The sequence below is a fragment of the Bradyrhizobium sp. 197 genome, from assembly GCF_023073375.1.
GTDB lineage: Bacteria > Pseudomonadota > Alphaproteobacteria > Rhizobiales > Xanthobacteraceae > Bradyrhizobium.
On sequence record NZ_JADPJJ010000180.1, the window covers coordinates 26,013 to 47,739 of the forward strand.

The 21,727-nt window shown below is 62.9% G+C and carries 29 protein-coding genes and 6 pseudogenes; 17 read left to right on the forward strand and 18 right to left on the reverse strand.

The genetic code is table 11. The features are described from left to right. Positions 1 to 387 precede the first annotated feature (387 nt). The 5 genes from IVB27_RS39405 to IVB27_RS43955 form a co-directional block, all read right to left on the reverse strand. Positions 388 to 1,710: a PQQ-dependent sugar dehydrogenase gene (locus IVB27_RS39405; RefSeq protein WP_247447937.1), complete on the reverse strand. Its 1,323-nt coding sequence runs from the start codon at positions 1,708 to 1,710 to the stop codon at positions 388 to 390. Continuing rightward, positions 1,707 to 2,144 carry a DUF2231 domain-containing protein gene (locus tag IVB27_RS39410; protein WP_247447938.1) on the reverse strand — a complete coding sequence of 146 codons (438 nt, stop codon included), beginning with the start codon at positions 2,142 to 2,144 and terminating at the stop codon, positions 1,707 to 1,709. The genes IVB27_RS39405 and IVB27_RS39410 overlap by 4 nt, the downstream gene beginning before the upstream one ends. A 180-nt stretch (positions 2,145 to 2,324) precedes the next feature. Then, positions 2,325 to 3,188: a hypothetical protein gene (locus IVB27_RS39415; RefSeq protein ID WP_247447939.1), complete on the reverse strand. Its 864-nt coding sequence runs from the start codon at positions 3,186 to 3,188 to the stop codon at positions 2,325 to 2,327. A 119-nt stretch (positions 3,189 to 3,307) separates the two neighbouring features. Further along, on the reverse strand, positions 3,308 to 3,565 hold the full coding sequence (locus tag IVB27_RS43950; RefSeq protein WP_524536551.1) for an ATP dependent DNA ligase: 258 nt from the start codon (positions 3,563 to 3,565) through the stop codon (positions 3,308 to 3,310). Continuing rightward, positions 3,498 to 4,055, reverse strand: coding sequence for an ATP-dependent DNA ligase (locus tag IVB27_RS43955; protein ID WP_524536552.1), 558 nt, complete (start codon positions 4,053 to 4,055; stop codon positions 3,498 to 3,500). Before IVB27_RS43955 ends, IVB27_RS43950 begins: the two co-directional genes overlap by 68 nt. Before the next feature lie 258 nt (positions 4,056 to 4,313). On the opposite strand from IVB27_RS43955, the gene IVB27_RS39425 reads away from it, so the two are divergent. Beyond that, positions 4,314 to 4,499, forward strand: coding sequence for a DUF3606 domain-containing protein (locus tag IVB27_RS39425; protein WP_247447997.1), 186 nt, complete (start codon positions 4,314 to 4,316; stop codon positions 4,497 to 4,499). Between the two features lie 37 nt (positions 4,500 to 4,536). Here the strand turns inward: IVB27_RS39425 and IVB27_RS39430 are convergent. Next, a pseudogene (locus IVB27_RS39430) lies at positions 4,537 to 4,632 on the reverse strand (3'-5' exonuclease); the annotation flags it as partial. Here IVB27_RS39430 and IVB27_RS39435 point away from each other — a divergent pair. After that, a pseudogene (locus IVB27_RS39435) lies at positions 4,622 to 5,386 on the forward strand (YhjD/YihY/BrkB family envelope integrity protein); the annotation flags it as partial. The pseudogenes IVB27_RS39430 and IVB27_RS39435 sit on opposite strands and share 11 nt — an antisense overlap. 296 nt (positions 5,387 to 5,682) lie before the next feature. On the opposite strand, the gene IVB27_RS39440 reads toward IVB27_RS39435, so the two are convergent. Beyond that, the gene (locus IVB27_RS39440; RefSeq protein WP_247447940.1) at positions 5,683 to 6,105 is read right to left on the reverse strand and encodes a hypothetical protein; all 423 of its coding nucleotides are present in this window, start codon (positions 6,103 to 6,105) and stop codon (positions 5,683 to 5,685) included. Positions 6,106 to 6,483: 378 nt separating this feature from the next. Between IVB27_RS39440 and IVB27_RS43450 the strand changes: the two are divergent. Further along, positions 6,484 to 7,601 (forward strand): annotated as a pseudogene (locus IVB27_RS43450) (carbohydrate porin). A gap of 119 nt (positions 7,602 to 7,720) precedes the next feature. Here IVB27_RS43450 and IVB27_RS39455 read toward each other — a convergent pair. From IVB27_RS39455 to IVB27_RS39465, 3 genes and pseudogenes are all read right to left on the reverse strand, one after another. Next, a complete protein-coding gene (locus tag IVB27_RS39455) occupies positions 7,721 to 8,236 on the reverse strand; it encodes a DUF1003 domain-containing protein (protein WP_247447942.1) in 516 nt (171 codons plus the stop codon). Positions 8,237 to 8,238: 2 nt separating this feature from the next. Then, positions 8,239 to 8,682: a low affinity iron permease family protein gene (locus IVB27_RS39460; protein WP_247447943.1), complete on the reverse strand. Its 444-nt coding sequence runs from the start codon at positions 8,680 to 8,682 to the stop codon at positions 8,239 to 8,241. 264 nt (positions 8,683 to 8,946) lie between these two features. Next, positions 8,947 to 9,399 (reverse strand): annotated as a pseudogene (locus IVB27_RS39465) (glycosyltransferase); the annotation flags it as partial. Positions 9,400 to 9,654: 255 nt separating this feature from the next. On the opposite strand from IVB27_RS39465, the gene IVB27_RS39470 reads away from it, so the two are divergent. From IVB27_RS39470 to IVB27_RS39485, 4 genes are all read left to right on the forward strand, one after another. Beyond that, positions 9,655 to 10,101: a hypothetical protein gene (locus IVB27_RS39470; protein WP_247447944.1), complete on the forward strand. Its 447-nt coding sequence runs from the start codon at positions 9,655 to 9,657 to the stop codon at positions 10,099 to 10,101. Positions 10,102 to 10,380: 279 nt separating this feature from the next. Beyond that, positions 10,381 to 10,611: a hypothetical protein gene (locus IVB27_RS39475; protein ID WP_247447945.1), complete on the forward strand. Its 231-nt coding sequence runs from the start codon at positions 10,381 to 10,383 to the stop codon at positions 10,609 to 10,611. A gap of 198 nt (positions 10,612 to 10,809) precedes the next feature. After that, a complete protein-coding gene (locus tag IVB27_RS39480) occupies positions 10,810 to 12,078 on the forward strand; it encodes a M20 family metallopeptidase (RefSeq protein ID WP_247447946.1) in 1,269 nt (422 codons plus the stop codon). A 92-nt stretch (positions 12,079 to 12,170) separates the two neighbouring features. Further along, positions 12,171 to 12,806 (forward strand): trimeric intracellular cation channel family protein, encoded by a 636-nt coding sequence (locus IVB27_RS39485; protein ID WP_247447947.1) that lies wholly within the window; start codon positions 12,171 to 12,173, stop codon positions 12,804 to 12,806. A 240-nt stretch (positions 12,807 to 13,046) separates the two neighbouring features. Here IVB27_RS39485 and IVB27_RS39490 read toward each other — a convergent pair whose 3' ends face one another. Further along, positions 13,047 to 13,295, reverse strand: a complete 249-nt coding sequence (locus IVB27_RS39490) for a hypothetical protein (RefSeq protein ID WP_247447948.1) — start codon at positions 13,293 to 13,295, stop codon at positions 13,047 to 13,049. Further along, positions 13,288 to 13,656, reverse strand: a complete 369-nt coding sequence (locus IVB27_RS43960) for an antitoxin VbhA family protein (RefSeq protein WP_524536553.1) — start codon at positions 13,654 to 13,656, stop codon at positions 13,288 to 13,290. The genes IVB27_RS39490 and IVB27_RS43960 overlap by 8 nt, the downstream gene beginning before the upstream one ends. 204 nt (positions 13,657 to 13,860) lie before the next feature. On the opposite strand from IVB27_RS43960, the gene ku reads away from it, so the two are divergent. The 3 genes from ku to IVB27_RS39510 are packed head-to-tail and all read left to right on the forward strand — an operon-like array spanning position 13,861 to position 15,744. Continuing rightward, a complete protein-coding gene (gene ku, locus IVB27_RS39500) occupies positions 13,861 to 14,787 on the forward strand; it encodes a non-homologous end joining protein Ku (protein ID WP_247447949.1) in 927 nt (308 codons plus the stop codon). Positions 14,788 to 14,808: 21 nt separating this feature from the next. Beyond that, a complete protein-coding gene (locus IVB27_RS39505; RefSeq protein WP_247447950.1) occupies positions 14,809 to 15,033 on the forward strand; it encodes a hypothetical protein in 225 nt (74 codons plus the stop codon). A gap of 48 nt (positions 15,034 to 15,081) precedes the next feature. After that, positions 15,082 to 15,744: an HAD family hydrolase gene (locus IVB27_RS39510; RefSeq protein WP_256468500.1), complete on the forward strand. Its 663-nt coding sequence runs from the start codon at positions 15,082 to 15,084 to the stop codon at positions 15,742 to 15,744. A gap of 261 nt (positions 15,745 to 16,005) precedes the next feature. Here the strand turns inward: IVB27_RS39510 and IVB27_RS39515 are convergent, their stop codons facing one another. From IVB27_RS39515 to IVB27_RS39535, 5 genes and pseudogenes are all read right to left on the reverse strand, one after another. Next, entirely contained in the window at positions 16,006 to 16,329 is a 324-nt protein-coding gene (locus IVB27_RS39515) for a hypothetical protein (RefSeq protein WP_247447952.1), read from the reverse strand. Between the two features lie 69 nt (positions 16,330 to 16,398). Beyond that, positions 16,399 to 16,857 (reverse strand): small heat shock protein HspD, encoded by a 459-nt coding sequence (hspD, locus tag IVB27_RS39520; protein ID WP_247447953.1) that lies wholly within the window; start codon positions 16,855 to 16,857, stop codon positions 16,399 to 16,401. A gap of 181 nt (positions 16,858 to 17,038) precedes the next feature. Then, a pseudogene (locus tag IVB27_RS39525) lies at positions 17,039 to 17,405 on the reverse strand (response regulator). Positions 17,406 to 17,500: 95 nt separating this feature from the next. Further along, complete coding sequence (locus IVB27_RS39530) at positions 17,501 to 17,641, reverse strand: hypothetical protein (RefSeq protein WP_247447954.1); 141 nt, start codon at positions 17,639 to 17,641, stop codon at positions 17,501 to 17,503. A gap of 105 nt (positions 17,642 to 17,746) precedes the next feature. After that, positions 17,747 to 18,243: pseudogene (locus IVB27_RS39535) on the reverse strand (CE1 family esterase); the annotation flags it as partial. Positions 18,244 to 18,298: 55 nt separating this feature from the next. On the opposite strand from IVB27_RS39535, the gene IVB27_RS39540 reads away from it, so the two are divergent. The 7 genes from IVB27_RS39540 to IVB27_RS39570 all read left to right on the forward strand — a co-directional run bounded on the left by IVB27_RS39540 (position 18,299) and on the right by IVB27_RS39570 (position 21,340). Continuing rightward, positions 18,299 to 18,619: a PepSY domain-containing protein gene (locus tag IVB27_RS39540; RefSeq protein ID WP_247447955.1), complete on the forward strand. Its 321-nt coding sequence runs from the start codon at positions 18,299 to 18,301 to the stop codon at positions 18,617 to 18,619. A 37-nt stretch (positions 18,620 to 18,656) separates the two neighbouring features. Further along, positions 18,657 to 19,277, forward strand: a complete 621-nt coding sequence (locus IVB27_RS39545) for a general stress protein (protein ID WP_247447956.1) — start codon at positions 18,657 to 18,659, stop codon at positions 19,275 to 19,277. Between the two features lie 63 nt (positions 19,278 to 19,340). After that, entirely contained in the window at positions 19,341 to 19,802 is a 462-nt protein-coding gene (locus tag IVB27_RS39550; protein ID WP_247447957.1) for a YidB family protein, read from the forward strand. A gap of 26 nt (positions 19,803 to 19,828) precedes the next feature. Beyond that, positions 19,829 to 20,092, forward strand: a complete 264-nt coding sequence (locus IVB27_RS39555; RefSeq protein ID WP_247447958.1) for a GlsB/YeaQ/YmgE family stress response membrane protein — start codon at positions 19,829 to 19,831, stop codon at positions 20,090 to 20,092. 253 nt (positions 20,093 to 20,345) lie between these two features. After that, positions 20,346 to 20,510 (forward strand): hypothetical protein, encoded by a 165-nt coding sequence (locus IVB27_RS39560; RefSeq protein ID WP_247447959.1) that lies wholly within the window; start codon positions 20,346 to 20,348, stop codon positions 20,508 to 20,510. An 82-nt stretch (positions 20,511 to 20,592) separates the two neighbouring features. After that, positions 20,593 to 21,081, forward strand: a complete 489-nt coding sequence (locus IVB27_RS39565) for a hypothetical protein (RefSeq protein WP_247447960.1) — start codon at positions 20,593 to 20,595, stop codon at positions 21,079 to 21,081. Positions 21,082 to 21,181: 100 nt separating this feature from the next. Then, positions 21,182 to 21,340 (forward strand): hypothetical protein, encoded by a 159-nt coding sequence (locus IVB27_RS39570; RefSeq protein WP_247447961.1) that lies wholly within the window; start codon positions 21,182 to 21,184, stop codon positions 21,338 to 21,340. Here the strand turns inward: IVB27_RS39570 and IVB27_RS39575 are convergent. Next, positions 21,337 to 21,606, reverse strand: coding sequence for a hypothetical protein (locus IVB27_RS39575; protein ID WP_247447962.1), 270 nt, complete (start codon positions 21,604 to 21,606; stop codon positions 21,337 to 21,339). The two genes, IVB27_RS39570 and IVB27_RS39575, sit on opposite strands and share 4 nt — an antisense overlap. Positions 21,607 to 21,727: the final 121 nt, after the last annotated feature.

Here is a 21,727-nt window from a genome sequence, read left to right on the forward strand (position 1 = left end):
TCTGGAAGCCGCGCTGCGTGCTGTCTCTCCAGGACGTAGGACGGTACGGCGCCCGGCACAACAGATACCGCCATCTGTCGTTCCCAATAGCCATGATGGCGCGCGCGGCCGCACGATCAACTATTCATTCCGGCGCTCATTCTCGCGCGAAGCGATCGATGCACGGTTCGTGGCCATGGCCATCGACACCGTCTTGGGGTTGTCGCTCGTCAACCTGCACTTCGATCACATTGCAGGAAGGCGAAACCTTCACCAACGCCGTCGTAACAACGAGGTGTCAACGACGCGGTCTTGAAGGGTTAGGTTACGGCGCGAAAGAAGATCAATCGGCGAAAAAGATCCCTTAGCGTCGCCACGCGGATCTCGCTGCATGAGAGACTCCGCTGGCTACTGCGCCGACTTCTCCGAACTGATGCGCCACACCGCGTTGCCAGTATCGTCGGCGACCAACAGTGCGCCCGTGCGGTCAAGCCCTACGCCCACGGGTCGCCCTCGCACCGTTCCGTTGTCGTCGCCGAGAAATCCGGTGACGACCGGGACGGGTTTGCCTTCAGGTCGACCGTTCACCAAGGGCACGAAAATGACCTGATAGCCGTTGACCGGGCTGCGATCCCAGCTGCCGTGCTCCCCGACGAAGATACCGTTGCTGAATTTGGGGGAGAGCTTCTCGCCCTGGCTGAACACAAGGCCAAGCGCAGCCACATGCGAACTCAGGCCGTAGTCGGGCTTGACCGCTTTGGCCACCAGGTCGGGCCTCTGCGGATGGACTCTGACATCAACGTTCTCGGCCCAGTAGCTGTAAGGCCAGCCATAGAAGGCTCCCTCCTGCACCATGGTAAGGTAGTCCGGGACCAGGTCGGGGCCGATCTCGTCCCGCTCGTTCACGACCGCGAACAGCCGGCCTGTCTCCGGATCGATTGCGAGATTGGTTGGGTTACGCGTGCCCGAGGCATAAACGCGCTTGGCACCGGTCAGGCGGTCGACCTCGTAGATCGCAGCCCGACCTTCTTCGACGTCGAGGCCGTTTTCGGTAATGTTGCTGTTGGATCCGACGCCGACATAGAGTTTGGATCCATCCGCGCTGGCGACCATCGATTTGGTCCAGTGGTGGTCGATCGGTCCCGCCGGAAGGTCAGCAAGCTTAATACCTGGCTCCTTGATCTGAGTCTGCCCCAGCGAGTATTTGAACGCGATGATCGCGTCCGTGTTGGCGACGTAGAGGGTACCGTCCACGTAAGTCACGCCGTAAGGTGAGTGAAGGTGGTCGACGAGAATCGTTTGCTCCTCCGGCTTTCCGTCGCCGTCGGCATCGCGAAGCAGGGTGATGCGATTGCCGCCCTTGCCGGCAGTTCCGGCTCTCGCCTTCACTTTGCCTTGGATGAAGTCCTTGGGCCGGAAAGGTGTGGTGCCGGGACTGTTACCTTCGACGACCAGGATATCACCGTTCGGCAGAGGGTAGACGATGCGGGGATGCAACAGCCCTGTTGCCATCGCCTGAATTTTCAATCCACCGGAGACGGTCGGCGTCTCCCCTGGCTTCCAGCCCACCTCCTTGGGAACGCTCATGGGCGGCAACAGATAGTTCTGAGGCTCAGGGAGATAGGGATCTGCCCCGTACTGCCGCATGGGATCACCGCCTTGATCGCCGCAGGCGGTCAGCGCGACCAAGGCGCAAAGGGCCGGCAAGGCTCTGAGCAATGCATGAGTCACGGCCTGTCTCCGGTCGCGAAGGTACGAACCGCGGTCACCTTCCAACCGCGGACGGCGGCCATAAGCAGCAGAATCGTCACGATCACGGAGAGCAAGATCCCCTGCGGCACGACCGAGGTCCAGGCGTCGCGGCTATGGATGAAAACGTTCAGAAGAGAGAGAAGGGCAGCCGCCGCGACGAGTAAGAAGGAGATCCAATTGATGCGTTTCGCCCGGCCCGTCAGTAAATCGATGATCAGCGCCATCGTGGCGATGAAAGCCAGAACCAGACCGGCAGCAATCAGCCACGCTGACGAGTTGGCCCACTGCCAATTCGATGTGTCCCAGTACATGATATCGGTGGCCAGCCCGGCGATCAGCAGCGTTGCCCCGGCGCCGATGAAGCTTGGGTGCAGCAGTGATCTCGGACAGGCTTCGGGCCCCGGTCTTGCCATGTACCCTCCGAATTGGATTGACGGCTCGCGCCGAGCGACGTGCGGCGCTCCTCGGAACAGGTGGTCGCCACGTGCTGAAGACCCCGTGGCGAATCCCGTTCAGCGCAGAAGCATGATCAGGATGATGAGCGGGATCGGAATTCCGACGAGCCAAAGCAGAATGGGCATGGTTATATCTCCTTAGTTTCTTGCCAGTGATGATTGAACGGTTGCGTAGCGCTTCTTGCCCCATGTCCCGTCCCGAACTCCGCCGCCTTCCATGGCGGCCAGGGTCGCGGAGAACGCCCCGATGAACAGCGACAGCGCCAGCCAGATTGCCAACTGCATCGCTGCCTTTCGAGCGGCATCCAAATCCGACTTGGCCTGAGTGACGACGTCGTTCACGCGCTTCTCGGCATCGGCCTGGCTGAGGCCGGTGCGCGCGGCCACCACCTTGGCGATGTAGGCCTTGTCGTTCGCGTTCACATCGCTTCCGGCACGGAAGTCGGTGGTCAGCAGACGAACCATCTCTGGCCGCGGATCAGATTGGCCCTGTGCCTGTGCGGACGGATCGTTGGGACGCAGCAGCGTGTCGACGTAACCCGCCATAGGCCCGGAGTTCGCCGCGCTTGCCGCGCCCTGAGTGGCGCCGCCGAGGGCGTGGCCGAGAAGTGTGCTGGCGGGCGAGGCCAACAGCACCGCTCCGAGCACGGACGCGACAGCCCAGGCCAGGAAGCCGTGGGCCGTGTCCCGGAACTGAACCTCGGTCGTGTGGACGCCGACCCACTTCGTCCGGAGACGCCCGCCGAGATAGCCGCCGATCGAGGAGGACAGCATCGCCATCACGATGAAGTAAAGCCCCGTACCGATCTTGAATGTCGTCGCCGAAACGCCGGAATTGCCCCACGGCGACACGACCGTGAAGCCCATGCCGGCGCCGAAGGACAGCAGAACGAGGGTCAAGGCCATGGAGGCTGCCGCGCCCGCCAGCACCGCCGCCCAAGAAACACCGACTACCGTCGGCTCGACATCCTCGGCCGGAGCACGTTCCAATCCTTCAGCCATCGCGATCTCCAGTTTGCTCCTCGTTCTGCCCAAGAAATGCGCAGGTCGTCGGTAAGTTCCTAGAATGAAACTTGGGAGCGGGCTGTATTTCCCCCGATCGGGTCGAGCCCGCCGCACAATCAGAGGTCCTTGCGCAGCCCCTTGAAGAACGGGTGCCGGACTTGCCCCGCGGCAGACTTCGCCCGGTACTCGATCTCGGCCAGCAGCTTTGGCTCGACCCAGACGCCCTCGTTTCCGGACGAGCGGCTCCAGCCGTCTCCGGAGTTCCGCGGTAGAGGCCTTGTCGAAGCCGTGGTCGACCTTGCCCGCCTAGACGAGATCGTCGCCTTTGCGGCGACCGACGTAGAGGCCGTCCCACTTCGCGCCGTCCAGAGCAAAGCCGGCTATAGTCATCGTCTCTCGCTGCGCGCAGGTCTTCTTGACCCAGTTGTTGCCCCGGCCACTGGCGTACACGCTGTCGCGAACCTTCGAGACCACGCCTTCCAGGCCGACCTTGCAGGCGTGGGCGAACATCTCGCGCCCCTCGATCTCGAAGCCGTCGCTGAACTGCACGTCTGTGCCGACGATGATCTTCTTGAGCTCCGCCTTCCGCTGGTAAAGCGGAAGCTTCCTAAGGTCGCGGCCATTCAGGTAGAGCAGGTCGAATGCGACCAGCACGATGCGCTTCGAACTCCCCCTCAACTCGTTCTGCAGCACGGAGAAGTCGGTAGTGCCGTCGGCGGCGGGCACGACGATTTCGCCGTCGACGACCGCGGAGCTCGCCTTGATGTGCCAGGCGTCGTGAGCGGCCTTCTTGAATCGGTTGGTCCAGTCGTGACCGCGCCGGGTGAAGATCTTGACAGCCTCGTTGTGGAGATGGACCTGCACCCGATAGCCGTCGAATTTGATTTCGTGAATCCATCGGGATCCGGACGGCACCCTATCGATCGAGGATGCCAGGGCCGGCTCCGCGAATTCCGGGAACGGCGCCTTGACGCCGATATCGGCCGGCTCCTACGCTCAAACGCCACGAACGAACTCCACGCAACAGGTGACTCAAACTGGCACAGGAGGATTCGTTCCGGAACCGGCGAATCCTTGCGACGTTGCTTCAACGTCATTTTTTCTATCGAAGAGGATTCAGCCATAGCTGCAGCAAAAAAGAAGACCGCCCGAGGACGCAAGCAGTACCGGGCGCGCGTCGCCGGCGGGCAGAAGTACGAAGTCGGCTACGAAGCCAAGAAGACCGGCCGCTCGGCTTCCGCCGTCAAGAAGGCGGTCAAGAAGGTCGGCAACTCCCGCAAGCGGGTCGAGAAGCGTCTCGGCCGCTGACTGCTTGCCGGCGCACCCCGCCCGGCCGCTGGTACCGTCAAATCCTGCAGGAGAAACGTGTGAAGGCGGTCAGCGTCTGCAGGCGAGGTTCGATGTCGCGCAGGTAGATTTCCGCCCGCAGAAAAGCGATCTCGTCGATCTCCGAGCACCGCGTGCTGGCACCGGCCGCGGGCTTAACCTTCTACAGCCTGCTGGCGATCTTTCCCGCGCTCGCCGCCCTGGTCGCGATCTACGGCCTGTTCTCCGATCCGACAGCCATCGCCCGACATCTGGACCAGCTCTCCGGATTCCTGCCCGGCGGCGCGGTGGACGTCGCCAGTGACCAGCTCACGAGGGTCGCCTCGAAGGGCGGCGGGACGCTCGGCGCGACCTTCGTCATCGGTTTCGGGATTTCCCTTTGGAGCGCCAACGCCGCGATGAAGTCGCTGTTCGATACCCTGAACATCGTCTACGGCGAGCGGGAGAAGCGAGGATTGTCGAATTTCGCCGATCTCATGCTGCGCATCGCCCGGTGGCCGGCGATGTTCGTCGCGGTCGCGCTCGCGCTGGCGCTGATCTACCGCTACGGGCCGAGCCGCGAGGCGCCGCGCTGGCGCTGGATCACCTGGGGCAGCGCCGTGGCCGCGGTGCTCTGGCTCGGAGCGTCCGCGCTGTTCTCCTGGTATGCGGCCAGTTTCGGGAAATTCAACGAGACCTATGGCTCGCTCGGCGCGGTGATCGGCTTCATGACCTGGCTCTGGATCTCGGCAATCGTCATTCTGATCGGCGCCGAACTGGATGCGGAGATGGAGCATCAGACCGCCCACGATACCACGACCGGCTCGCCGAAGCCGATGGGGGCGCGAGGCGCCAGAATGGCCGACACGGTCGGCCCGGCGCGCAGCTAACGCGCCGCCGTGAGCACCTGGAAGAAGCAGCCTGTCGCCCTAAGGCGAACAGAAGCTGGCCGGCGTGCTCGTGGTTCTCGGCTTGCTTGCCGCCTTCGCGCTTTCTAACTTCGGCGAAACGTAAAGGACGTTAGGCGCCTTCAATGAATTGGGTGTTGTTGGCCCATCTGCCACTTCAGGCGCGGCTTAGAGCTCAGGCGCCATCGCGTTAGGTACGCTTCGGGCTCGGGACTCATCGGCGCGAATCTAAGTCGCCGGACCTTGTCGGGAGCTTCTTTCTCGTCCTCGATCTCGCCTCAAGAGGCGTTCAACCTCGAGCGTTCGCGCGCTTCGCGACGACGTTGGCGGCGTTCGCGCCGCCGCTTGGCACGGTCGGCAGGTTGCCGCAGCGGAGGAACCGGCGCTGTCTCGGATAGCAATTTGGGAGCCTCATCGGCTGCGGCCTGTTGGGCCGGCTCGGATGCCTCCGGGCGGACTTCCATCAATTCAAGCACTACCCGACGCTTTGCCGTGATCTTCCAGCCCCCGCTGAAGCGTTCGACTAAGCCTTGAGAAAAGATGTCGAGGTCGGGGACCTGCGCAGCGAGGTGCTTGGTCCGGTCCGTCCAATCGCGGCCGCTGGTCGCCAGAATGGCCATGTCGTGCTTGAGGTCATCCATGACGGCGAAGCCGTCCGGATAGCTCACCAGGATCTTCATCACCGTGACCTGGAAATTCACGCCCGCCTCGACCGATCAGCGCCACATCATCGCGGGCGCCCGCCAAAGGCCGTCACGGCCGGCCTGCGTGAGTTCGTCCTGCGATACCTCGCCTCTAGTCACCGCCTCCAGTATCTTTGAGGCGACATGGCTACGCGGTCCGATCTCGCGCTGCGAAACGCTCTCGCAGACCTCGTCTAATACAGCGCTCGATTGCGCGGTGGTCGCCGCATCGAACATCAATGGTCCCCAGAAAGCGAAAGTCCCACTATAGCCAACATTCGCACGGCGCGACCCAACAAAGTTTCGATCGCGACGGCCAATCCAGCTGGTCTGACCCGTAACGCTTCCGGCGGCCTGAAGCAGGGCGCTATCTACGAAGGCCGTCTCAACCTTGCGGTGGATGTCGATCTGCAGAAACTCGTCGGCATCGACAAGCTCACTTTTCACGCCAACATGTTCCAGATCCATGGCGACGGCCTGTCCCGGAGCAATCTTCAGAACTTCTTTGTCGTCAGCGGAATCGAGGCTTTGCCCTCAACGCGTCTCTACGAAGCCTATTTCGAGAAGCAGTGGGGCGCGAAGAGGATCTCGCTCAAGGTGGGTCAGCTTGCCGCCGACAGCGAATTCTTCAACACCAAATATACAGACGTGTTCACCAACGCCTCAATGGGTTGGCCCGCGATCACGTCGCTCAATCTGCCCAGCGGGGGACCTTCGCCACCTTTGGCGGCCATGGGCGCAAGGCTACTGGTCAACGTGACCGACCAGCTTTCCGTTCTGGGTGGGATCTTCGACGGCGACCAAGCCGGGCCCGGACCGGGCGATCCGCAGGAGCGCAACCGCTACGGCGTCAATTTCCGCGTCAACGATCCGCCGTTGTTACTGGGCAGATCCAGTACGCCTGGAACAACAAGAAGGGCGATCCCAACCTGACCGGCCAGATCAAGTTCGGCGGCTGGCGGCACTTTGGCTCTTTCGCGGATCAACAGCTCGCGTCGAACGGCAGCTCGCTCGCCGCTTCCGGTAGCACCGGCCAGCCCTTGTTGCTGGCAGGAGACATCGGTGGTTGGGCGGTCTTCGAGCAACAGATTTACCGCGTGCCTCACAGCGACGATCGCGGGATCGGTGTGTTCGCAAGGGCCGCCGGCGCGCCCGCTGATCGCAACCTGATTGATCTCTACGCTGATGCCGGCGTCGAGTTCATCGGGCTTCGTGATGATCGGCCAGATGACAAGTTCGGGATCGCCGCGGGCTACGCCCATGTGTCCAAACGGGCGCAGGCGCTCGACGCCGACTACCGCACGTTGGTGAATCCAAATTGGCCCTTGCGAAACTTCGAGGGGTTGCTGACGACGGTCTACCAATACCAGATAAAGGACGGCTGGTCGTTGCAGCCAAACTTCCAATACATCATCCATCCGGGCGGCGGCGCCACGGGGCCGGCGACGTCATCCGCCGGAAAGGTCCTCAAAAACACCTCGGTGTTCGGGCTCCGGACTACGCTCAAATTCTAGCACCGTGCGCATCGCACGGACTCTGTTCGACGAAGTTCAGGCTTAGCTCGTGTAGATGATGACGACCGCGCAGATGGCATCAGGGCGACCGGCATGTCGGCTTACTTGGGGCCAACATCTCATTGAGCCTTTTCAGCCTGCTCGCGCTCGCGCAAGCCTCGGGCAAGTTGATCAACAGACGTCTCCTGCGCCAATTCGTCTTGTTGGCAATCCTCGTCATCGACATTCAGCCGCGTGGCAAGCTTCTGCAATATTCTCAAAGATCGCGTCGCCTCCCGTTCAGAGAGCAGATTAATCTGAAGTTCTAGACGATCCCGCTTCTCCAAGATGCGGTCGGTCGCATTTTGGCGAATGAGGACACAGGAGGTGAGAAGTACCGCCTCCAGCGCGAGGAATGTCCCGAGCAGCGGGAACGGGAATGGATCAAGCGCGCGATCGGGGAATACCCCGCCGAACGCAATCCAACACACCACCGCCCCGCACTGCAGCACAACGAACTGCGGAGTTCCCGCAAACGATCCGATTGCATGAAAAACACGATGATGAAGAGCGATCTTTTCCTCATCCTGCTTTTCAAGCCGCAGGATGGCGTCGATATTTTCTACCGGTCTTTTCGATGATGCCGACGCTGACATGGTCAGCTGGCGATCTGCTCGGCGGCTCGCCGCGCTGACTGTCGGGTCCGGTCGAGTGTCTCATCTCCGGCTTTTTCGGCCTTGGCACGCGCTTCACATTTCGAGCGAAGCTCCTCGATCTCATCGTCTGTGAGGTGCTCGATTCCCACGAGACTATTGCGCGCTGCGCTCACGCGAATGAGTTCGTCCAGCTTTACCTGAATGGCGGCGCTGTCCCGGTTTTGCGAATTCTGAATCAGAAATACCATAAGGAAAGTTACGATTGTGGTGCCAGTATTAATGACCAACTGCCAAGTGTCTGAGAAGTGGAAGAGCGGGCCGCTTATGCCCCATCCTACCACCACACCCGCGGCTAACAGGAAGGTTGAGGCGCGCCCCGCCGCAACCGAAGTCTTGTTCGCCAAGTCACCGAAGAATTTTGAAATCGGCGACGGTTCGTGTCTCATGATCTTAGCCTCTACCACCAACCACCAATGTTGTGTTGGGGCAAAAAGTTCCGCGTTAGGAACCATGGTCTGCGGCATACTCTGTGAAATGCTTTTCGCGGGCGCTCCCGAGAGAAGGTATTACGAGCGATCGCGGAGTACGTCCCAAGCCGCGCCTCTTTGGAGCCGACCTCAACCCTAGAATTCCACTTTGCCCCTGACTCGGAACGGATGGCCAAGGATTCGATTCCTGCCGGCTCATAAGTCAGCCGCGGATAAAATCTCTTACGCGAAGGGTCCTCCACGAGCGATCAGGTTGCGATATCGGGCCTCGTACTCCTTCGCCATCCGGCTTGCGGCGAAGCACTCCTCGAACCGCGCGCGGACCACTCGTCTGTCCAGCCGGCCCAGTTCTTTCACTGCCCTGATCGCCTGTTCCTCACCATCGACGATGAAGCCGGTCACTCCGTCCTCAACCACCTCCGGCACCGAGCCTGATCGATAGGCGATTACGGGCGTCCCGCACGCCATCGCCTCGATCATGACCAGACCGAACGGCTCGGGCCAATTGATCGGAAACAGCAGGCCCGCTGCGTTCGCGAGGAAAGGCTGCTTCTTCGCGTCGTCGACCTCGCCGACGAGCTGAACCGTCTGGCCATCGATGTTTGGCTCGAGCTTGTTCTTGAAGTAGGCCGTCTCGGCGCGAGGAATCTTGGCGGCTAGGCGGCGCAGCACCCGGTAGTCCGTCGAGCGGCTGAGGGCTTCGGCCATCGCCGCCAAGTCCGTCGTGTCCTGAAACATCGCCTCTCGTCGGTTGCAGGATCAGTGATCCAGTGACGTCGCACAATACCGATGGCGCCGGCCACGAGGTATCGGAAAAACGTGCGATTCACGGCCTTTTCCGGGCTATTGGGGTCGGTTCGGCCGTGCAGAAACGAAGCAGCGGCAGCGCCCGTTGAGGAGGCCTGGCCACGTTGCAAGCCGATTGACAGCATGATCGTGGCCGGCGATCTTTTCCTTCGCCGACACAGTCTTGGTAAGCGTCCCGATGAGTTTCAGTCCGGCCGCTTGGAGGGTCGCTTCCGGCCCCGGCGAGGTCAAAACCATGCTGTCCCCCCACGCAACGATCGTTACACTGGCATCCGGCATCATTTGAGGGTGCATTCATTTCGCGCCTTCACGGTCCTCCTGGCGTGGGGGCTCATCGTCGCCGCGTTCTACGAAAAGCCTGAATTGTTGACGGGCATCCAGCGCTTGGTACAGCGTGGCATCGAAGGTCTCGGCGACAACATTCCTCCGCCTTGGGGACCTCGAATTGAATTCGTCTTTCGAGAGATCGGCGGGTTCATCTGGCTGCAGATCACCTTGATTGTTGTCGGGTTGCGGATCGTGCTGTTTGGCATCGCCAGCACATGGCGGATGCTACGCGGCCGGCGCTGACTTCGCGACCTACGGCGCCGAGAGCGCCGTTCGACCGCAGTTGGATGTCCCTCCCCGTCGCTCGCGTGCAGGTGCCGTTGCGCTTAGGAACCCAAGAGGCACTCCGGGGCAGCGCTGCGAGTTGGCAGGGGACCGAGGGACTGGAGACCGATCCCGAGGCTGGTGCCGACTTTGCTGACGATGAGCGATCGCGGAGCTACAGTCCAACTGTGCTCGCAGCAGGAACGACCGCCTCCGGTTGGAATTGATCCCCCGGAAAACGAACCCTGGAGAAAGCTCATGAAATGGATCCTGACAGCGGCATGCGTGGCAGCGATGGCGCTGGCGTCGACCTCCGGCACGGACGCCAAGGGCTGCATCAAGGGCGCCATCGTCGGCGGCGTCGCCGGTCACATGGCCGGTCATGGCAAGCTCGGCGCTGCGGCGGGCTGCGCGATCGGCCACCACGAGGCCAACAAGCAAAACAAGCCGAACAATTCGAACGCCCAGGCGCTGTCCGGTCAGAAGTGACGGTTTCTGTGGGGATCGCAGCCTTGTCCGCGTTCGCGAGCGCGTCCCACCGAAGCTAGGATCGGGAAGCCGAACAGGGTGGTGAAGACCGGTCGGGCATCCCTAGCATGTGTGCCCCAGCTTTACTTGCCGGAAGTTACTTGCGCACCCGGCAATAGCGGCGAAGACTTTGTCCTCTGACGCGTGGGATGGCGACCCATGAGTACCGATGACGGAATTTGCTCCGATCTAACCCTGCAAAACCTCGATGGCCTGCTTCCGGATCTTGAGGTCCTCTACAAGGACGTGCACTCCCATCCGGAGCTCTCGATGCTGGAGACCCGCACGGCAGGTCTCGCGGCCGACCGGCTTCGCGCCGCCGGCTACGAGGTGACCACGGGCGTCGGCAAGACCGGGGTCGTCGGAATCCTGCGCAACGGCGACGGGCCGACAGTCATGCTGCGGGCCGACATGGATGCACTGCCCATCCAGGAGGCGACCGGCTTGCCCTATCAGAGCACGGCGACGGCAGCCAATCGGGAGGGCGAGACGGTGCCGGTCTCCCACATGTGCGGTCACGACATGCACGTCACCTGGCTTGCGGGAGCCGCCAGGCTGTTGGCCGAGGCGCGATCGACTTGGCACGGCACCTTGATGGCCGTTTTCCAGCCCGGGGAAGAGACGGCGGAAGGGGCGCAGGCCATGATCGACGATGGCCTGTTCAAGAGGTTCTCCAAGCCGGACGTGATCCTCGGACAGCACGTGATGGTCGGGCCGTCGGGGACCGTCGCGGGACGTCACGGCGCGATCACTTCGGCCGCGGACAGCCTGCAGATCCGTCTCTTCGGCCGTGGCGCCCACGGATCCATGCCGCAGGCGAGCATCGATCCCGTCATCATGGCGGCCTCGACGGTGATGCGGCTGCAGACCATCGTTTCGCGCGAAGTGGCGGCGGCGGAGGCCGCGGTCGTGACGATCGGCGCGCTGCAGGCCGGCACCAAGGAGAACGTCATTCCGGATGAAGCCATCATCAAGCTCAACGTCAGGACGTTCGACGCAGGTGTGCGTACGCGCGTGCTGGCCGCGATCGAGCGCATCGTCAACGCCGAGGCCGAGGCTTCGGGCGCGCCGCGCAAACCCGAGATCACCACCCTGGACCACTATCCGCTGAACGTGAACGATCGCGAGGCGAGCAAGCGGGTCGTCGACGCCTTCCGCAGACATTTCGGCAGCGAGCGGGTGCGCGAGACGGGGCCGGCGCCGGCGAGCGAGGACTTCGGCTCGTTCGGGACCGAATGGCATTCGCCCTCGGTGTTCTGGTTCGTCGGCGGCACGGATCCGGAAGTGTACGCCAAAGCCAGGGCGGCCAATCGGCTGAACGAGCTTCCCGTCAACCACAGTCCGAAGTTTGCACCTGTTCTCCACCCGACCTTGCGCACGGGCGTGGAAACGCTGGTGGTCGCAACGCGGGCCTGGTTGGCGGCGTGATGCCATCCGGCTTGACGAACGTTGTCCGGCCAAGGCAACAGCCGCAGGGCCAACGCCCAGGTCGGACTAGCTGATGTCTCGGAGGAGAGGTTTTGGAAGCGCTTCCGTATCTGCTGGATCTCGCGGGCACGTTCGTCTTCGCATTGAGCGGTGCGATGGCGGGCGTCAAACGCAAGCTGGATCTTTTCGGAGTTCTGGTGCTGTCGTTCGTGGCCGCGAACACGGGCGGCATCACGCGCGACGTTCTGATCGGGGTCGTTCCGCCCGGAGCCATCGACGACTGGCGCTATCTGGCCGTGTCCCTCGCTGCCGGCGTACTCACCTTCCTGTTTCCGTCGATCCTGGTGCGGCGCTGGAATCCCGTGCTGGTGTTCGATGCGGCGGGGCTGGCTCTGTTCGCCGTGTCCGGCGCGCATAAGGCGCTGGCGCACGGACTGAACCCGGTTATGGCAACTCTGCTCGGCATGCTGACCGGCATCGGTGGTGGCATGGCGCGGGATGTTCTGCTCGCCGACATCCCGGTCGTACTGCGCGCGGACTTGTATGCCGTGGCGGCGCTGCTGGGCGCCGCTATCGTCGTGATCGCCGACAGGCTTCAATTGCCTTCCGGCCCGGCCGTGCTGGTCGGAGCGGCGCTATGCTTCGGTCTTCGGGTCGTGGCGATGCAGCGCGGATGGAGATTGCCGGTCGCCGCTCTGGGCTCCGATCAAGACAAGACATCCAGATGACCTTCGTCGTCCCGCTGGGTCATCCAGAGCGACGCGAGGAGGGCCGATCCGGAGAGGACGCGACCGCCCGCAAGGCCTGGCGCTCCCGGCAGAGGTCGTTGACCTTCCCTCGCATGCGGGCAAGCAGGAGCTCGGCCGAGGCGGTCGCCAGGCCGGCCCGCTGCAGCATCCGGATCTCTCTTTCCTGAGCGCTGATCTGCCCGCGCATGCGGGTGATCTCGTTGTGGACCCAGTGCAATTTCACAGCGTGCTCAGATCCTCGGGCACGTCGCCGAACTTCCGGATCACCGTGGCATCGCCGAATTCGCCGGTGGCAGGGTCGCCGGTCCGGCTGAAGGCGAGCGCGCCGGCGCAGCCCGGCTTGCGCGACAGGACCTCCGCGCGCATGACGGCGGCGTTGGCGCTCGTGCACTCCGCGGCTTCGCCGGGCGCGAGGCCGTCATCGGCCATGACGAACGGAAGCGCGACGTAGTAGGTCACTTCAGACATGCGTCTTCACTCCGTGGTGTCGGAGCACGGCCTCGCGCATCTCGTCCGGCGAAATGTCACCGGCGACATAGCGAGCGAGCTGCTCGCGGACGAACGCGGATGGCTCGCCGCCCTCCATCCGCGTGATCGCGATGGCATTCTTTACCGCGTTGGCGCGACCCTTGAGACCGTCATCACTCATCCGCCTGCTCCCTGCGCCGGCGCGCCGGCGAAAGCCTCCTCGTGCGCAGCCGGTCGATACCTTCGTCCGGAGCTGCTCGAACCGGGCTTCGAGGAAGTCGTTGGCCACGAGCAGCGCCTTCACCGCCTCCCGGGCGTCGCCGCCACAGGCCGCAATGGCCTGGTCGGCAGCGGCATCCAAGTCGTCGGGCTCGGAGGCGGTCTGCTCAGATTCGCGTTCATCCGGTGATGTTCCTCTTCGTTCTAAAGAGTCAAGGGCACCTTTCCGGATTAAGGCGCAGCGGCCGAGGCCGACGGATTTCAGGGGATGGCGGCTGACCTGTCGGAACCGGCGCCTGCCATTCGTCTTGAATCCGAGCCACCCCGAACAGGAGTTCTGCGTATCATGGCCCCCCGCGCCAACTGGAAAGGCTTCCTTCGGCTGTCACTGGTCACGTGCCCGGTGGCGCTTTACCCGGCGACGTCCGAGTCCGAGAAGATCAGCTTCAACCAGCTGAACCGAGCCACCGGTCACCGGATCAAATACCTGAAAGTCGACGCGGACACTGGCGACGAGGTGCCCAACGAGGACATCGTCAAGGGCTACGAACTCGAGAAGGGCCAGTACATCGAGGTCAGCAAGGCAGAGCTCGAAGAGATCGCGCTCGAGTCCACCCGCACCATCGAGATCGACGAGTTCGTCGACAGGACCGACATCGACCCCCGCTACCTGATCCGGCCCTATTACCTGCGTCCGGACGGCAAGATCGGCCATGACGCCTTCGCCGTGATCCGCGAGACCATCCGGGAGATGGACAAGGTCGCGATAGGGCGGGTGGTGCTGACCAGCCGCGAGCACATCATCGCCCTCGAGCCGCGCGACAAGGGGCTGATCGGCACGCTGCTGCGGTACCCCTACGAGGTCCGCGATCCGGCGGAGTATTTCGACGAGATCCAGGACGACAAGGTCACCAAGGACATGCTGGATCTCGCCAGGCACATCGTGAACCAGAAGGCCGGGCGGTTCGAACCGGAAAAGTTTGAGGATCAGTACGAGACCGCGTTGATCGACCTCATCAATCAGAAGCGCGCCGGCAAACCCATCACGCCGAAGGCGCGCCCGCGCGGCGAGAACGTCGTCGACCTGATGGACGCGTTGCGCAAGAGCGTGGGCGGCGCAGCTGCCGAAACCACCGCTGCCAAGCCCGCGAAGAAGACGAAGAAGGCGGCCGCGGGCCAGAAGGAAATGCTGATGCCGATTGCCGGCAAGAAGGCGGCCAAGGAGGCGGCGGCGAAGAAGTCCACGGCCAAGCCGCAGCGGAAGTCCGCCTGACGTCGGAGTAGGGAGAGCCACATGGATATGAAAGAAGCCTCGGCCATGACGGAAGCCTCCGGCCTGACGAACGAGCAGGACGGCATCGAGCAGACTTCCAGTGCGCGTCGGCGGCCGCTGCAGTCGCCATCGCCAGATGCCGCGATCCGCTGGGCGGAGCAGCTGCGCAAGGTGACGGTAAAGGCGCCGTTGCAGTCGATATTCGTCGCGTTCTTGCTTGGTATTTGGATCGCGCGCCGGCGCTAGGGAATTTGGAACGTACGTCGCTCCTTCCGGAGAGAAAGGAAGTTCGATTTGCCACGCGCTGCGATTTTTGACCTGGACGGGACGTTGCTGGACTCCGTGGACCTGCACGCAATCGCGTGGCACGAAGCCATGGTGAAGTTCGGCCACGATGTCAGCTTCGAACGCGCACGAAGCCAGATCGGCAAGGGCGGCGACAAGCTCATTCCCTTCTTTCTGTCCGATGAGGCACAGCGGGACCATGGCAAGGAGCTCGCTGCCTGGCGGAGCGAACGTTTCAAGGCCAAGTATCTACCGCTGGTCCGACCGTTCTCCGCTGTGCCCGACCTCCTCATGCGTGCGCGGGTCGCGGGCCTCCAGATCGCCATCGCCTCGTCTGCCAAGAAGGACGAGCTCGAAAAGTATCTCGATATTGCACGCATCGCGAAGCTGGTCGACGCGGTGACGTCGTCCGACGACGTCGAGGAATCGAAGCCGGCGCCGGACATATTCGAGGCCGTTCTGAAGAAGCTGGCTATCGACGGAAGCAGCGCGGTTGCCGTCGGCGACTCGCCTTACGACGCGCAGGCCGCCGGCAGAGCGAAGGTCCAAACCATCGGGGTGCTCTGCGGGGGCTTCACGGAGGATCGGCTCCGCCAGGCCGGGTGTGCTGAGGTCTATCCCGGGCCGGCCGCGCTGTTCGCCAAGTTCGAGGATACCTTGCTCGCAAGATAGATCGAGCGCTTTCTCGAAGAGAACGTCAAGTTTAAGGGCCGCCGTCAATAGCATCGCCTGTTGCAAGGCCGAAGCGCCAACGTCGCGTCGGCGGCCTTAGAGATTCCAGCAAGCGCCGTACTTGCGGCGATTTGAACGGATCGTCGAGCCATGTCGAAGAAATTGGGCGCCGAGGGTTTGCGGAAGCCTAGCCTCCCATCGACGTTCGAACCTGCTCAGGACGCGCCGAGGCAAACTGATGTCGTTCATGGTGCCGTCCTCCTAAGCGGCCACAGCTCTAGACGTCGAGCGAAGACGGAATGGCTTGCCGCCGGGCGGATTGCGTGGCCCGCCGTCCAGATCGCACAATGCCTCGAGGATCTCGTCGATCGTGACCGGAGCCTTCAATCCGGCCGGCGCCCGCAACGACGGGCAGGACGCGATTGCCGACGCGTCCGATGCCCAGGACGCTAGAATGGCGCGTTTCTCGGAGGTCGACAGAGAAGGGTCCGATAGCACGTCCCTGGGATGTTCGAACACCGTCCCGGGGTGCAGCAGCGCGTTGAGGTCGAAAACGTTGTCGTCGCAAGCGGTCGTCGGCCGCATGGTCTCCTCCATTCTTAGACGAACGGTGCCGCGCGTCGAAGGACGCGCGGCCTTCCTGCAGTGGATCGATTAGGCCGCCTTGGCCTCGATCTGATGGACGTTGTCCGAAGGCGTTGCGCCGTTGACGGCGATGCGCCGCGGCTTCATGGCCTCCGGGATTTCCCGGACAAGCTCGATCTTCAGCAGACCGTTGTCGAAGGTCGCGCCCTTCACCTGGACGTAGTCAGCCAGGTTGAACTGGCGCTTGAAATGCCGGGTCGAGATGCCCCGGTAGAGGAACTCGCGCTCGGCCTTTTCGGTCTTGCCGCCTTCGATCGTGACGACGTTCTGCTCTGCCGTGATCGAGACTTCTTCGGGCGAGAAACCGGCGACCGCCAGCGTGATCTGGTATCGGTCTTCGCTAAGCCGTTCGATGTTGTAGGGCGGATAACCTTCGTCCGCGGCCCGCTGGGCCGTCTCGGCAAGGTCGAACAGACGGTCGAAGCCGATGGTCGATCGGAACAGGGGAGAGAAGTCGTAAGTGCGCATAGCCAAATCCTCCAAAGAGCAAGATGGGTATGAGGCACCGGACACGACCGGTGCCCGTCTCGATTCCGAGGCCCCGGGAGGCACCTTCGGAAGCCACCCGCAGGTGGCGACGAAAAAATTAGCAAACCCGGTTTTGGTTTCAAGGGGGATGCGAAAACTTTTGATGCCGATCAAGTGCGGATCAGGCGGTCAGACCCCGCAGCGCCGCGACCACTTCGGCCCCACGGTACGGCTTCGGCAGGAAGACGCTACCCGCCGGCAAATCGTCATCACCGATCCGCGCATGACCGGACGTCGCGACGATCTTGATCGGCGGCCAACGGTGGCGAACAAAGTGGGCGAGCTTCAGGCCGTCTATCGAGCCCGGCATCTGGATGTCCGTGAAGACGACATGGACGTCCGACCGAGCCGTGAGGATTGCAATGGCTTCGTCGGCATTCGCTGCCTGGATCACTTCGAAGCCGGCGCTTTCGAGCATCTCGGCGGAGTCCATCCGCAACAAAAAAGTCGTCTTCGACAATCAAGATCACGGGACCCGAACGCGCCATTTCATCCTCCACCGGCCCAAGCGGTTTAGGAAGGATTCGTTCCGGAGGATTAAGGACTTAGGATTAGCGCAGATTCAGCTTGGTGCGGCCGCCCACTAGTCGCCTACTCGGCCGCGCTCCGGACGGGTATCGCCGATCGGATCAAACACGGCGAGGAGATCCGCAAGCTGCTCGGCGATCTCGCGGCGGCTGAGAAACAGCACGAACGTACCGCAGGCGAAAACGAGGAGAAGCACCTGTCGAGCGATGCGAGAGGCAGGGAGTCCGCCTAGACCTGGTCGAACTCGCCCGCGATCTCGAGAAGGGCGCTTCCCATCGACAGGACGGAAAGCGGACCCTTTCTAGTTTCGCTTGTCGGGAAGCGAATGCTCGAGGAAGAAGCGCAGCATCTCCCTCGTCGCATCCGGACCGTCCGGATCGGTCTAGGAGCCGGCGGGACTGCCTCCCGACCATGCGTGTCCGGCTCCGTGGATTTCCCAATGCTCGAGGATTCCGCGTCCGGCGGCGTCGGTATGGACCGTGCGGGTATAGGCGTGTCCTGCACCCGCCCTCGATGCACCTTGGTCGGAATAGCCGGCCCATCGCTCGGCACTGCCTCGGGCCCGCCGCCTTGCTTCATGGCGAGCAGCGCGGAGGGAAGGTCCGTGGCGGCCCCGCAGGCCAGTCCGGAATGTATCCCCGATCGCGGCTACAGATCGCCGTAGGTCGATCCCATGATGGCGGCGGCGGCGCCGGCCGACAGTCCGCCGACATAGACGCGCCGAGGCTCGACCGAATAGTCCTGCATGATCTGGCGGGTGATGCCGGTGATGAGTGAGGGTTCGCCGCCGCCGCGCTGAACAGGAACATCGACGCCGGAAGCATGTTGTGATGGGCCACGATTGGAGGACGATATGAACAAGACATTTCTTCTGATGCTGACGGCCGCGTCGCTTCTGGCCGCACCGTCTTTCGCGCAAAATCCGCCGGCGACGGACCGGCCGAACAACAACGCGGTCAACAGCTCCGGCCAGAACAATTCCGACAAGCCGGTTTCGGGCGCCAACAGCTTCACCGAGGGCCAGGCCAAATCGAAGATCGAGGAAGCGGGCTATTCCAACGTCACCTCCCTGCAGAAGGACGACAAGGGCGTGTGGCGCGGTAAGGCCAGCAAAGGCGGCTCCTCAAGCGAGGTCAGCCTGGACTTCCAGGGCAACGTGAACGCGACAAGGTGACCGAGCGCGCAGCGCCGAACACAGAGAAGGATTCGACATGACCGTTACGATTTCACGTCTCTACGACAACTATTCCGACGCGCAACGCGCCGTGACAAGCCTGGAGGCGGCCGGCGTGCCGCATGCGGATTTGAGCATCGTCGCCAACAACTCGGACAACTGGTACGGCGCCGACAAGAAGGTCGACCGCGATCGCGATGGGGTCGATGATCGTGCGGAAGGTGCGGCTACGGGAGCGGGCATCGGCGCGGGCCTCGGCGGCGCCGCCGGGCTGCTCGCCGGCCTCGGCCTCTTGGCGATCCCGGGCTTGGGCCCGGTTGTTGCGGCCGGTTGGCTCGCGTCGACCGCGCTGGGTGCCGTTGCCGGCGGTGCTACGGGCGGCGTCGTCGGGGCGTTGACGCAGGCGGGTGTATCCGAAGAGGAAGCTCCGCTCTACGCCGAAGGCATCAGGCGCGGCGGCACGCTGGTTTCGGCTCGCGTCCCGGATGCTGATCGTGCGCGGTACGAAGCGATCCTGAACCAGTCCGCCGTCAATCTGCGCGACCGGAGCGCGGCTTGGCAGAAGGCCGGGTGGAAGAGCTACGATCCCTCCGCCCAGCCTTACGGCGCGGACGAGGTGCGCAGGGAGCGTCAGCTCTATGGCACCGGCGTGAGGTAAATCATTCGGCGGCCCGCCCAGGCGGGTCGCCTTTTTGCGCGCGACACAAGCTAGGAGCCGAACATGAGCCGCGGAATGCCATCGATGACTGCCCTCTTGGGTATGCTCGCCCTCGCCGGTTACCAAAACCGGGACAAGTTGGCGGATATGTTCCGCAACGCTACCTCCGGTCAGTCGGCGGGCGGCGCTAAGGATTCGCTAAGCGGCATGCTCGGCAATCTGGGCGGTCTGGTCGGTGGCGGCGGCGTGGGCTCGCTCCTCAACGGCGGGATCGGCGAGTTGCTCGAGCATTTCAAGCAGAACGGTCAGGGAGAAGCCGCCCAATCCTGGATCAATCAGGGGCCGAACCGGGAGGTCACCCCGCCCGAACTTCAGCAGGCGATCGGTCCGGACGTCCTGCAAAAACTTGAGCAGCAAACCGGGCTGGCGCAGCAGGAGATCCTCGAGAGATTGTCTCGCGAGCTTCCTTCAGCCGTGGACAAATACACGCCCGACGGACGCCTTCCTGCACCGGCGGCAGGATAGCAGCAGCGCAAGCTTGGAGGAGCGATATGGGAATCATTTGGACGATCATCATCGGCTTCGTCGCAGGGGTGATCGCGAAGTTCATCATGCCCGGCGACAACGAGCCATCCGGGTTCATGCTCACCACAATTCTCGGAATAGTGGGGGCGTTCGTGGCGACCTACCTTGGCCAGGCTCTCGGCTGGTACCGGCCCGGAGAAGGTGCCGGACTGATCGGAGCCGTCGTGGGCGCCATCATCGTGCTGTTCGTCTACGGTATGGTGGCCGGTCGCAGCCGTCGGGCCATCTAGCACGTCGACGGACGAACCCGTGTGAGCGCGTAGTCGAGAGCCTCAAGAGTTGGGAGCCGCGTTGGTCGGAAAGGCGGCCGATCTCAAGTTCAAGGCGAGAAGCCTCAGGATGAGGTGGGCGACGAGCGCCGACGGCCGATAGTGGACAAGCGGCTGCAGACCTTCCTGCAATAGACGTCCGCGCCGGCGCAGGTTGTGTTGCCATGGCCGGTCCTGCAGTCCGGCTGACGTCCGTCTAGACTTGAGGCGTGCCATGTCGACCATAGCGAAGCTTTTAACTCAAAAGCAGAACCTCGTGGACCAGCTTGCGGAGGATCCTGGTCCCAACGAACGCGAGGAAATAGAGCGTCTTCTTGCCAAGGTCGAAACCGCTCTGTCGTGGCTCTCTCCCAACGACCCTGTTGAAGGGACAGATTGATCCCCAGGGACTCGAACGCTCCAGGAACGTAATTCGTCTTGCCGCTTTTCCCCGCATCAAAAGTTTGGCGGAGGCGACGAAGATGAGCAGTGATGCGGTCAAGCCGGTGCTGGCGCGGGTTTCGTTGGCTCTCGCTCTCGCGCTCTCGACCTCGGCCACGCTGGCACAGCCGGTGAGATGGACGAAATATACCATCCCGGCGACCGGCACTTCCGTCGATTTTCCCGCCTCGATCTTCACCGAAGAAGCGGGCCTGCCCGACGGCCGGGGACAGCGCTTCAGGACGTCCGACGGCCGAGCCGATTTCACGCTTCAGGCTGTACCGAACGTCTCCAACGATTCACCGGCTGTTTTTCTCGCGAAGAAGGAGCCGCCTTCGCGCATCCAGTACAAGCGCGTGACGTCCCGCTTTTTCGCGGTGTCGAGCTACAAGGGCGACAAGGTCTTCTATGACCGGTGCAACTTTTCGGCTCGGATAGTTCATTGCGTGCTGATCAACTATCCCGCCAGCGAAGAGCACGATTGGGACGGCATCGTCACTCGCATCAGCTTGTCGCTCCGCGGCCGATAGGCGAGCCTCAGGACGCGTAACACCAAGTGGCCGCTTCCGGACTCTTACGGGCTTGCGGGATACTTGCCGTTTACTTCCCACCGCTACGATATTCCGCGTCATGGGCAGTGATTTCGATCCTCAGCAGCAGGCGCAAGCGGCGATCCAGGAGGCCGTGGTCGTCGGCGGCTTCGAACGGCAGCGATGGCTTCGGATCGCGCAGGCCTGGCTAGAACTCGCACGGACGCGGCTGGAGCCGGCGGGCTCGCAGTCGAGCTAGTCCGGATATTGTGGACACTCCGGACAGCTGTCGCCGATGGAATCCAGGACGTCGCGGACTTCGGCGACGGCTTCATCCGGAGAGATGCCGGGCGGTGTATCCCGACGGGCGAGTTCGAGAGCGCGTTCGCGGGCGTGTGGGTCGGCCCGTTCCTGCTCCCAGCCGTGCTCCTCGCATTCGCGGATCGCGCCGGCTTCCTGCAGCACGCCGATGGCCCAGCCGCGTAGCGTCCGGATCGCCGGTCGTCTTTCCTTCGTCATCAACATCGCGGTCGCTCCTGGTGCCCTCAGCGAATCCTCGCGGCCGCCGTGCGTTCCGCGCTGCTACCACAGGGCAGGGATTCCGAAACTGCGGAGGCTGGCTTTTCCCTCTTTTGCCCGCTGTCCT

What these genes read in the sequence shown, in the direction of transcription:
- IVB27_RS39410 (WP_247447938.1), bottom strand. Translation starts at nt 2,144, where the DNA reads ATGGCAAGACCGGGGCCCGAAGCCTGTCCGAGATCACTGCTGCACCCA.
- IVB27_RS39475 (WP_247447945.1), top strand. Translation starts at nt 10,381, where the DNA reads ATGAAATGGATCCTGACAGCGGCATGCGTGGCAGCGATGGCGCTGGCG.
- IVB27_RS39505 (WP_247447950.1), top strand. Translation starts at nt 14,809, where the DNA reads ATGGATATGAAAGAAGCCTCGGCCATGACGGAAGCCTCCGGCCTGACG.
- IVB27_RS39570 (WP_247447961.1), top strand. Translation starts at nt 21,182, where the DNA reads ATGGGCAGTGATTTCGATCCTCAGCAGCAGGCGCAAGCGGCGATCCAG.
- IVB27_RS39575 (WP_247447962.1), bottom strand. Translation starts at nt 21,606, where the DNA reads ATGTTGATGACGAAGGAAAGACGACCGGCGATCCGGACGCTACGCGGC.
- IVB27_RS39555 (WP_247447958.1), top strand. Translation starts at nt 19,829, where the DNA reads ATGGGAATCATTTGGACGATCATCATCGGCTTCGTCGCAGGGGTGATC.
- ku (WP_247447949.1), top strand. Translation starts at nt 13,861, where the DNA reads ATGGCCCCCCGCGCCAACTGGAAAGGCTTCCTTCGGCTGTCACTGGTC.
- IVB27_RS39480 (WP_247447946.1), top strand. Translation starts at nt 10,810, where the DNA reads ATGAGTACCGATGACGGAATTTGCTCCGATCTAACCCTGCAAAACCTC.
- hspD (WP_247447953.1), bottom strand. Translation starts at nt 16,857, where the DNA reads ATGCGCACTTACGACTTCTCTCCCCTGTTCCGATCGACCATCGGCTTC.
- IVB27_RS39415 (WP_247447939.1), bottom strand. Translation starts at nt 3,188, where the DNA reads ATGGCTGAAGGATTGGAACGTGCTCCGGCCGAGGATGTCGAGCCGACG.
- IVB27_RS39490 (WP_247447948.1), bottom strand. Translation starts at nt 13,295, where the DNA reads ATGTCTGAAGTGACCTACTACGTCGCGCTTCCGTTCGTCATGGCCGAT.
- IVB27_RS39540 (WP_247447955.1), top strand. Translation starts at nt 18,299, where the DNA reads ATGAACAAGACATTTCTTCTGATGCTGACGGCCGCGTCGCTTCTGGCC.
- IVB27_RS39565 (WP_247447960.1), top strand. Translation starts at nt 20,593, where the DNA reads ATGAGCAGTGATGCGGTCAAGCCGGTGCTGGCGCGGGTTTCGTTGGCT.
- IVB27_RS39470 (WP_247447944.1), top strand. Translation starts at nt 9,655, where the DNA reads ATGATCGTGGCCGGCGATCTTTTCCTTCGCCGACACAGTCTTGGTAAG.
- IVB27_RS39460 (WP_247447943.1), bottom strand. Translation starts at nt 8,682, where the DNA reads ATGAGACACGAACCGTCGCCGATTTCAAAATTCTTCGGTGACTTGGCG.
- IVB27_RS39545 (WP_247447956.1), top strand. Translation starts at nt 18,657, where the DNA reads ATGACCGTTACGATTTCACGTCTCTACGACAACTATTCCGACGCGCAA.
- IVB27_RS39455 (WP_247447942.1), bottom strand. Translation starts at nt 8,236, where the DNA reads ATGTCAGCGTCGGCATCATCGAAAAGACCGGTAGAAAATATCGACGCC.
- IVB27_RS39515 (WP_247447952.1), bottom strand. Translation starts at nt 16,329, where the DNA reads ATGCGGCCGACGACCGCTTGCGACGACAACGTTTTCGACCTCAACGCG.
- IVB27_RS39550 (WP_247447957.1), top strand. Translation starts at nt 19,341, where the DNA reads ATGAGCCGCGGAATGCCATCGATGACTGCCCTCTTGGGTATGCTCGCC.
- IVB27_RS39560 (WP_247447959.1), top strand. Translation starts at nt 20,346, where the DNA reads ATGTCGACCATAGCGAAGCTTTTAACTCAAAAGCAGAACCTCGTGGAC.